Source organism: Microbacterium sp. B24, from assembly GCF_000333415.1.
Taxonomy (GTDB): Bacteria; Actinomycetota; Actinomycetes; order Actinomycetales; family Microbacteriaceae; genus Microbacterium.
Genome location: NZ_BADB01000481.1, coordinates 1 through 9,269, shown reverse-complemented (window position 1 = coordinate 9,269; position 9,269 = coordinate 1). Strand labels below are relative to the sequence as shown.

Annotated in this window: 9 protein-coding genes; 6 read left to right on the top strand and 3 right to left on the bottom strand. The window is 70.1% G+C overall.

The features are described 5' to 3' along the window. The 5 genes from I5I_RS14025 to I5I_RS14005 form a co-directional block, all read left to right on the top strand. A partial coding sequence (locus tag I5I_RS14025; RefSeq protein WP_036321128.1) for a molybdopterin cofactor-binding domain-containing protein occupies positions 1–2,451 on the top strand: 2,451 nt, incomplete at its 5' end. A gap of 74 nt (positions 2,452–2,525) precedes the next feature. Continuing rightward, positions 2,526–3,623, top strand: a complete 1,098-nt coding sequence (locus tag I5I_RS14020; protein ID WP_036321125.1) for an ABC transporter substrate-binding protein — start codon at positions 2,526–2,528, stop codon at positions 3,621–3,623. Positions 3,624–3,645: 22 nt separating this feature from the next. Continuing rightward, positions 3,646–4,458 (top strand): ABC transporter ATP-binding protein, encoded by an 813-nt coding sequence (locus I5I_RS14015; protein WP_036321127.1) that lies wholly within the window; start codon positions 3,646–3,648, stop codon positions 4,456–4,458. A 2-nt stretch (positions 4,459–4,460) separates the two neighbouring features. Next, on the top strand, positions 4,461–5,267 hold the full coding sequence (locus tag I5I_RS14010) for an ABC transporter permease (protein ID WP_036321123.1): 807 nt from the start codon (positions 4,461–4,463) through the stop codon (positions 5,265–5,267). A 2-nt stretch (positions 5,268–5,269) separates the two neighbouring features. Further along, complete coding sequence (locus tag I5I_RS14005) at positions 5,270–6,160, top strand: ABC transporter permease (protein WP_036321122.1); 891 nt, start codon at positions 5,270–5,272, stop codon at positions 6,158–6,160. Positions 6,161–6,229: 69 nt separating this feature from the next. Here I5I_RS14005 and I5I_RS14000 read toward each other — a convergent pair whose 3' ends face one another. Beyond that, a complete protein-coding gene (locus I5I_RS14000; protein ID WP_036321120.1) occupies positions 6,230–7,606 on the bottom strand; it encodes an amidohydrolase family protein in 1,377 nt (458 codons plus the stop codon). Positions 7,607–7,699: 93 nt separating this feature from the next. Here I5I_RS14000 and I5I_RS13995 point away from each other — a divergent pair, with 93 nt between their 5' ends. After that, on the top strand, positions 7,700–8,317 hold the full coding sequence (locus tag I5I_RS13995; protein WP_036321118.1) for a TIGR00730 family Rossman fold protein: 618 nt from the start codon (positions 7,700–7,702) through the stop codon (positions 8,315–8,317). Between the two features lie 244 nt (positions 8,318–8,561). On the opposite strand, the gene I5I_RS13990 is transcribed toward I5I_RS13995, so the two are convergent. After that, complete coding sequence (locus tag I5I_RS13990) at positions 8,562–8,816, bottom strand: hypothetical protein (RefSeq protein WP_036321116.1); 255 nt, start codon at positions 8,814–8,816, stop codon at positions 8,562–8,564. Between the two features lie 51 nt (positions 8,817–8,867). Next, positions 8,868–9,269: SDR family oxidoreductase (locus I5I_RS13985; protein ID WP_036321114.1), on the bottom strand; the 402-nt coding region annotated here is incomplete at its 5' end.

Here is a 9,269-nt window from a genome sequence, read left to right as displayed (position 1 = left end):
AGCGTGACGGCGTCGACGCTCTGCGAGAGCGACCTCGACGACCTCGACCGTCGCATGAAGGGCAACCTCTGCCGCTGCACGGGGTATCGCCCGATCCGCGAGGCGATCATGACCGCGGTGCGCGAGACGGGGCGGTCGGGCCGGCGGGGCGGGGTGGATGCCGCGGCATCCGAACCGGGCGTCGTCGGCCGCTCGGTCGCGCCTCCCGCCGGCCCGCGGCTGACGCAGGGCCGCGAGAGCTTCACCTTCGATCTCGAGCCGGGTCACCCGGCGGCCGACGCCCTCGTGCTGCGGCTGGTCACGAGCCCCCATGCGCACGCGCGCATCACGGCGATCGACACCGCGGCCGCCCTCGCCGTGCCCGGCGTCGTCGCGATCTTCACGCACGCCGACGTCCCCGACGTGCGCTATTCCACCGGGCGGCATGAGCACCGCACCGACGATCCCGACGACACCCGCATGCTCGACGACGTGGTCCGCCACATCGGACAGCGGGTCGCCGCGGTGGCCGCCGAGACCGCCGAGGCCGCGGACGAGGCGTGCCGGCTCGTCCGCGTGGACTACGAGCCCCTCCCCGCTGTCTTCGACCCGGACGAGGCGCGCCGCCCCGGCGCTCCGCTGCTGCACCCCGACCGCACACCGGCCGACCGCGTCGACGAAGCGGAGCGCAACGTCATCGCGAGCGTGCACGCCGGGCCCGACGCCGCCGAGCTCGAGGCCGCCCTGGCCGCGAGCGCCGTGACGGTGACCGGGACGTGGCAGACCGCGAGGGTCACGCACGCGCAGCTGGAGACCCACGGCTCGATCGGCTGGCTCGACGACGACGGCCGCCTGGTGCTGCGCTCCTCGACGCAGGTGCCGTTTCTGGCGCGCGACGAGATCGCGCACATCTTCGGCCTGGACCGCGACCGCGTGCGCGTGCACACGGCCCGCCTCGGGGGCGGATTCGGTGGCAAGCAGGAGATGTTCACCGAGGACCTCGTCGCGCTCGCGGTGCTGCGCACCCGCCGCCCGGTGGCGTTCGAGTTCAGCCGCGCCGACGAGTTCCAGCGGGCCGCCGTCCGGCATCCGATGCGGGTGAGCGTCACGCTCGGCGCGGATGCCGAGGGGCGGCTGACCGCGATGGCGATCGACCTGCTGAGCGACACGGGCGCGTACGGCAACCATTCGCGCGGCGTGATGTTCCACTCCCTCGCCGAGTCGACGACGATCTACCGGGTTCCGCTCAAACGGCTCGACGCGGAGGTCGTGTACACGAACAACGTGCCGTCGGGCGCGTTCCGCGGATACGGGCTCGGCCAGGTGGTGCTCGGCGTAGAGTCGGCGATGGACCAGCTGTCGGAGCGTCTGGGCATCGACCCGTTCGAGCTGCGCCGGCGCAACGCCGTCACCCCGCAGGACGACCCGGGCCACGACGACCTCGTGTGGGGCAGCTACGGGTTCGATCAGTGCCTCGACCTCGCCGAGTCCGCGCTGCGTCGCGGCAACGGCGTCCAGCCCCCTGCAGGATGGCTCGTCGGCGAAGGGGTCGCGGCGGCGATGATCGCCACGATGGCGCCCTTCGGCCACATCGCGCACACGAGCGTGACCCTCCGCGCCGACGGCACGTACCTGCTGCGAGCCGGCACTGCCGAGTTCGGCAACGGCACCACGACGGTGCTCCGCCAGATCGCGGTCACCGACCTCTGCGCCGACCCCGACGGCATCGAGCTCTGGCACGCCGACACCGACGCCGTCGCCCACGACACGGGCGCGTTCGCATCGGCCGGCATCACCGTCGCGGGCAAGGCGCTGCACGCCGCCTGCCTCGCGCTCGCCGCGCGAATGCGTGCCCGTGCGGCCGAGCTGACCGGCACGGATGCCGCGGCGGCCCGGCTCATGCCCGACGGCGTATACACGCCGGTTCGCGTCGTGCGACTCGGCGAGCTGACGGCGGATGGCGAGCTCACCGCCGACGGCAGCGAGCTGGGTGAGCACCGTTCGCTGGCGTTCAACGTCCACGCGGTCCGCGTCGCCGTCGACCCGCGCACCGGCGTCGTCCGCATTCTGCAGTCGATCCAGTCGGCGGATGCCGGATTCGTGATGAATCCCGCGCAGTGCCGCGGACAGATCGAGGGCGGGGTGGCGCAGGGCATCGGCAGCGCCCTGTACGAAGAGGTCATGGTCGAGGACGGCAAGGTCACCACCCCCGTCTTCCGGCTGTACCGGGTGCCCCAGTTCGGCGATGTCCCCGACACCGAGGTGTACTTCGCCGACACCGCCGACGACCTCGGACCCTTCGGCGCGAAGTCGATGAGCGAGTCGCCGTACAACCCCGTGGCGCCGGCGATCGGCAATGCCATCGCCCGCGCACTCGGCGCTCGACCCTACGAGCAGCCGTTTCGCCGCGACCGTGTCTGGCGCCTCGCGTCACACCACCGAAACACGAACGGGCAAACGCCGGAAATGTGAGACACCTATCGTCTCCAGAATCACCGCAGCCCGTTCTGCATCCACAGCACAAGACACAGCACCCGGGAGACCCGATGCACTCACGCTCCAGCCGTCGCCGCCGCGGCGGAATCATTCTGGCGGTCGCCGCCGCCGCAGCCCTCGCCCTCTCGGCCTGTTCCTCGTCCGGAGGGGCGGCGAGCCCCTCGGCATCCGGTGAGGCCGCCAGCTACGGCGACATCAGCGTGCAGTACTCGTGGATCAAGAACGAGGAGTTCGCGGGCGAGTTCTACGCCTACGACAACGGCTACTACGACCAGGCGGGCTTCTCCAAGGTGACGGGTGTCGCCGGCCCCGACACGGGTGTCGCCAAGCTCCTCTCCGGCTCGGTGCAGGTGGCGTTGACCGATGCCGCGTCCGTCGGCGCCGCCGTGTCGGAGCAGAGCGCTCCGCTGAAGATCATCGCGACGACCTTCCAGAAGAACCCCTTCACGATCCTGTCGCTGAAGGACAAGGGCAACATCGCGACGCCGAAGGACCTCATCGGCAAGAAGATCGGCGTGCAGGACTCCAACGCCTCGGTGTTCAAGGCGCTCCTCGCCGCGAACGGCATCTCGGAGAGCCAGCTGACGATCGTGCCCGTCGACTTCGATCCGACCCCCCTCATGAACGGCGACGTCGACGGCTTCATGGCCTACCTCACCAACGAGGCGATCACGGTCTCGATGGCCGGCTACCAGACCACCAACCTCGCGTATGCCGAGAACGGTCTGCCCTACGTCGCCGAGTCGTACGCCGTCACCGACCAGTACCTCGCCGAGCACAAGGACCTGCTGAAGGCCTTCCTCATCGCCGAGATCAAGGGCTGGACCGACACGTTCACCAAGCCCGTCGACGACACCGTGACGGTCGTCACGAAGCACTACAACGACTCGGCCGCGGCCGGCGACCTCACCTTCGGCGAGCTGAACCCCGCCAAGGTCAAAGCCGGCATCGAGGCGCAGGCGAAGCTCATCTCGACCGATGAGACCCAGGCCAACGGCCTGTTCACGATCTCGGACGACCTGAAGAGCCAAACCCTCGCGTCGCTGAAGGCCTCGGGCTGGGAGCTGACGGCCGACCAGCTGTTCGACACGTCGATCATCGACGAGATCTATGCCGAGCACCCCGAGCTCAAGAAGTACCTGCCCTAACGAGATGTCCGTGTCATCCACGATGGATGCCGGTGCCGGCGCGACTGCCGCCGGCACCGGCATCCAGATCTCCGGAGTCTCCAAGTCGTTCACGCTGCGCGGCGGACGTTCGCTGCAGGCGCTGCAGGGCACCGACCTGCACACCGACAAGGGCTCGTTCCTCGCTCTGCTCGGCCCCTCGGGCTGCGGCAAGTCGACGATCCTGCGCATCCTCGCCGCTCTGGATCACCCGACCGACGGCGTCGCGCTCGTCGACGGCGAGACCCCCGACCAGCTGCGCGCCAAGAGCGAGCTGGGTATCGCCTTCCAAGACCACGCACTGCTGCCGTGGCGCAGCATCCGGAAGAACATCGAGCTGCCCTTCGAGGTCGCCGGTCGCAAGGTCGACCGCGGCTACGTCGACGAGCTGATCGACCTCGTCGGTCTGCGCGACTTCGCCGACGCGAAGCCCGCCCAGCTGTCGGGCGGCATGCGCCAGCGCGCGTCGATCGCACGCGCCCTCGTCCTGAAGCCGTCCGTGCTGCTGCTGGACGAACCTTTCGGCGCCCTCGACGACATGACCCGGCAGAACCTCAACCTCGAGCTGCTGCGCATCTGGACCGAGAAGCCGGCGACGACTCTGCTGGTGACCCACGGCATCAGCGAGGCGATCTTCCTCGCCGACCGCGTCGCCGTCATGTCGCCGCGGCCCGGGCGGGTCAAGGAGATCATCGAGGTCGACCTGCCGCGCCCGCGCACGCCCGAGATGATGCGCACGCCCGAGTTCCACGCGCTCGTCGACCGCGCCTCCGAGCTGCTGTTCGGACACGACGGCCGCGCCGAGGCCGAGGCGTAGCCGTGGCTCGCGTGCGCGTGCCCGGCTGGGTCGCGGGACTCGTCGGCGCCGTCGTCCTGGTGGGCGTGTGGTGGCTGTTCTCGCTGACCGCTTTCCGCCCGGCGGACGGCACGAGCTACACCCCCGTCCCGTCGCCGTGGGCGGTCGTGGACTGGCTGTTCGTGCAGGGCAACATCGCGGGCGCCTGGGGCGTGTTCCAGCCGACCATCACCGCGGCGGCGATCGGCTACCTCTGGGGCAACGGCATCGCCCTGCTGCTGGCGACGGTCGTGCTCGTCTTCCCGCGCACCGAGACAGTGATCACGCAGATCGCGGTCGTCACCTATTGCCTCCCGATCGTCGCGGTCGGAGGAATCTCGATCGTCGTCCTCGGCGGCGCCAAGAACCCCGGCGACCCCTCGGCGACCGCGATCTTCCTCGCCGCCCTGGTGTGCGTGTTCACGACGGTCGTCGGCGCGATCCTCGGATTCACCTCCGCCGACAAGGCGGCGCTGGACGTCGTGCGCGTCTACGGCGGCGGACGATGGACCCAGTTGCGCAAGGTACGGCTCATCGCCGCGCTTCCCGCCATCCTCACGGCGTTGCAGATCGCCGTGCCGACCGCCTTCCTCGGCGCAGTGCTCGGCGAATACCTCGGCGCCATCACGGCCGGCGTCGGACCGACGCTGATCCGACTGCAGGGCCAGCTCGACTCCGCCGGCGTCTGGTCGGTGTTCCTCCTGTGCGCCGTGTTCGCCCTCGTCGCCTATGGACTGTTCGGTCTTCTCATCAGACTCGTCACCCCGTGGGTGGCCGGAAAGGCGGTGTGAGTGTGAACGTCATCGACGCGTCCCCGGCGACACCCGCGGCATCCCACGTCGGCACGGCCGACCCGATCGCCGTCGCGCGCCTGCGCGCGGAGCGGCGGCGCGGGCTCCGGCGCACCCTGCGACGCTCGCTCGGCAACGCCGGCATCACGCTGCTCGTCCTGCTGCTGCTCTGGCAGGCGATCGTCAGCCTCACCGGCATCTCGCCCTACATCGCGAAGGGTCCGCTCGACGTGTGGACGTTCCTCGTCACCGCGCCCAAGGCGGAGGCCAACCGGGCGCAGATGTTCCCGCTCGTCGGCCAGACGCTGCTCGACGCGTGGATCGGATTCGTCGTCGGCATGATCGTCGCGATCATCCTGGCCATCGCGTTCAGCCTGTCGAAGGCGATCGAGGCGGGCGTCATGCCCCTCGTACTGCTGCTGCGCACCATTCCCCTCGTGTCGATCGCTCCGGTCATCATCCTCGTCACCGGGCGCGGCACCCCGGCATCCGTCGCCGTCATCGGCACCGTGGTGGTGCTCTTCCCGGCCCTGGCCAACGTGCTGTTCGGATTGAGCCGCGCCAGCCAGCAGAGCCTCGACGTCGTGCACGTCTTCGGGGGCGGCCGGTTCACGGCGCTGCGCAAGGTCAACCTGCCCGGGGCGCTGCCGTCGGTGTTCGCCGCAGCGCGCGTATCGGTGCCGGGAGCCGTGACCGGTGCCCTGCTGGCGGAGTGGCTCTCGACCGGCACCGGCATCGGCGGATCGATCCTGAAGTTCAACGCGCAGGCGCAGTTCGCTCAGCTGTGGACCTCGATCGCCCTCATCACCCTGATCACGCTCGTGCTCTACAACCTCGTGCAGATCGTGGAGAACATCGTGCTGGCCCGCATGGGCATGGCCACCGGGCGCTGAGGGCCCGCGCCGCGCGGCACACGGCATCCCTTGCAGTTCGCCCGGGCGGGGGCGACAGCGCAGAGGGGCTCAGTGCGGGTGGCCGCGCAGCGGGATCACGGCGGCGGGCAGCTCGTGCACCTTCGCCGACGCCTCCTCGGCGAGGGGGTTGGTCGAGACGCCCTCCGCGTTCACGAGACGACCGCCGACGTAGACGGCCTTCAGATTGCGCGGGCTCATCGCCAGCACGTACGAGCGCACGGGGTGCCACAGCGGCCCGACGTCGGGACGGCGGGGGTCGACCACGACGAAGTCGGCGAACTTGCCGACCTCGAGCGAACCGACGCGATCGGCGACACCCATGATCTCGGCCGATCCGAGGGTGTGCAGCCGGAGCATCTGCTCGGGCATCATCGACAGCGGGTCCTTCGTCCGCGCCCGCTGCGCGTAGATGCCGATGCGCATGTTCTGCCACGGGTCGCTGACGTCGGTGCAGGCCTGGTCGTCGAGACCGACCCCCACCTTCATCCCCATCGCGAGCATCTCGGGTACGAGCGCGGTGCCCGAGGCGAGACGACCGTTGGATGCCGGCTGCCACGACATCGCCGCGCCCCCGGCCATCGACTGCGCGATGATCTCCGGCGTCGTCTGGATGAAGTGGCCGAACACGAGTCCGAGTTCGAGGGCTCCGGCGTCGCGGTACAGCGCGAACTTCGACTGCTGGTGCTCGACGGCCTCGGGCGACTCGAGGAAGTGCGCCTGATTCGTGACCCCGTACCGGCGCATCGCCTCGACTTCGAAGGCCGCGGCATCCGGGTGGGGAGACCACTGCACCTGGCCCATGATCGACGAGCCGAGCGCGTAGTCCGCATCGAACGTGCGGGTGTGGGCGACCTCGGCGGCGAAGCGGTCGAACACCTCGTCGGGGGTTCCGGCGGTGACATCCATGCCGGCGGCATCCACGAAGCGGATGCCGGAGTCGCGCGTGCCCTCCGCCTGACGCCAGTGGTACTCGAGCCCGCGCAGGCCCGCGGTGCCCGTGCGCTTGCCATCGACCATCGGCTCCCACGCCTGCAACGGGTCGGTGAAGTTGTACGCCGTCGTCACACCGTTCGACAGGAAGTCGAGGGAGCCGTGCAGCGTCGCCCAGTAGAGCTGATCGGCGCTCATGTGGGCGGTGGTGCCGAGCATCGCGTCGCACCAGCCGTACAGGGTGTCGGCCACGCCGAGCCCACGCAGACCGCTCGTGAACAGGTGCGAGTGGCTCGACACGAATCCGGGAGCGACGAACGCCCCCGCGACGTCGAGCGTCTCGTCGGCGTCGGTGCCGACCGGCGGGGTGCCCGCGCCGAGGGCGGCGATGCGGCCGTCATCGCCCACGAGCATCCACCCGTCCTCGACGTAGCCCGGGTCCTCGGTGCCGGCGGGGACGGTGATCAGACGAGCGTGAGTGACGAGGAGCGACATGCTCTGCACGCTAATCAGGCCATGTTTCCGACCTGTCACGGCATGGAAACACCCGTGCACGTCGTGGAAACACGCGCCGATTAGCGTCTGTGCATGTCGCGTTTCACGGTCACGGTCTTCTGCGGATCCTCGCCCGGATTCGACCCGGTCTACGTCGAGGCGGCGCGCGCCGTCGGCACGGCCATCGGCCAGGCGGGCATGGCGCTCGTGTACGGCGGGGGCCACGTGGGACTGATGGGGACGGTCGCCGATGCCGCGCTCGCCGCGGGGGCGGAGGTCACGGGCATCATCCCGCGAGCTCTCCAGGCGCGCGAAGCCGTCAACGAGGATCTGACCGAGCTGATCGTCGTGGACACGATGCACGAGCGGAAGATGCTCATGGCCGACCGCGCCGATGCCTTCCTCGCCCTTCCCGGCGGGCCGGGCACGCTCGAAGAGCTCACCGAGCAGTGGACATGGGCGCAGCTCGGCATCCATGAGAAGCCGGTGGGCCTGCTCAACGTCGCGGGCTACTTCGATCCGCTGCTCGCCTTCGTCGCGAACATGCGCGACCGCGGCTTCACCCACCCCCGTTATACCGACATGCTCGTCGTTGCCACCGCGGCGACCGAGGCGCTGGCGCGACTGCGCGACTACGTGCCCCCGGCGCGGTCGGAGATCTCCCCGGGCGCCGAGATGACCGGCGCGATGGCGCTGCCCGTGCGCCCCTGAGCGCGCCGGCGGGCGCCGGTCGGCGCTGAGCGAGAAACCACTTTCGCGCCGAGACATCTCCGCAGCGGGGGTTTCTCGGCGCGGAACGTGTTTCTCGGGCGGTGTGGAGCGCGGCGACGGGCGGAGGATCCCCGGCACCTCACAGCACTCAGCGGGCGTAGCGGTCGCCACTCATCTTCTCGAGCCCGCGGCCCCTCGTCGATCGCGGCGGTGCCCGGCGGCACCTAGCGCCCGATGACCACCCCTAGATTCGCCGGGAGATCGCGGCCAGACAGGTGCCCGCCGACGACGCGTCGCCGGCCACGCGATCTTCAGGAAGAGAGATCCCGTGCAGAAGAGAATTGTTGTCCTGACTGCCGTCGCGCTCGCGGTGCTGAGTGCAGTCCGAGGCGACGGTGGAGGCGGGTGCGGCGGCGCCGGCGCAGCCGGTGAGCAGCACGGCGACGGAGGCGATGGACACGAGCGCGGTGGCGGCGCGAGCGCGGGTGATGCGGGGCATGGCTTCCTGCTTTCTGGAGTGGTGCTGGATGGGTTTTCGGGTGGGCTGTGGTCAGGTGGCGGTCAGGCCGCCGTCGATCGTGAGGACGGATCCGGTGACGAACGACGAGGCATCGGAGACGAGGTAGCGCACGAGGGGCGAGATCTCCTCCGGTCGAGCCCGTCGTCCCAGGGGGGCACCGGTCGAACTGCCTCCGACGGGCTCGTCGTCGTTCATCGGCGTGTCGACGCCGCCGGGGCAGATCGCGTTGACGCGGACGCTCGGCGCGTATTCGATGGCCGCGACGCGAGTGAGCGCGATGACGGCGGCCTTCGATGCGGAGTAGGCCGCGTAGCCCGCGGTCCCGACCAGCGCCGCGGTGGAGGAGACGTTGACGATGGAGCCTCCCTCGCGCATGAGGGGTGCCAGTGCGCGGATGCCGAGAAGGCGCCGAGCGCGTTCACCCTGTCGTGC

Excerpts from the sequence above, each read along its gene's own strand:
- I5I_RS14015 (WP_036321127.1), top strand. The coding sequence starts at position 3,646 with ATGGATGCCGGTGCCGGCGCGACTGCCGCCGGCACCGGCATCCAGATC.
- I5I_RS13990 (WP_036321116.1), bottom strand. The coding sequence starts at position 8,816 with ATGCCCCGCATCACCCGCGCTCGCGCCGCCACCGCGCTCGTGTCCATC.
- I5I_RS14000 (WP_036321120.1), bottom strand. The coding sequence starts at position 7,606 with ATGTCGCTCCTCGTCACTCACGCTCGTCTGATCACCGTCCCCGCCGGC.
- I5I_RS13995 (WP_036321118.1), top strand. The coding sequence starts at position 7,700 with ATGTCGCGTTTCACGGTCACGGTCTTCTGCGGATCCTCGCCCGGATTC.
- I5I_RS14020 (WP_036321125.1), top strand. The coding sequence starts at position 2,526 with ATGCACTCACGCTCCAGCCGTCGCCGCCGCGGCGGAATCATTCTGGCG.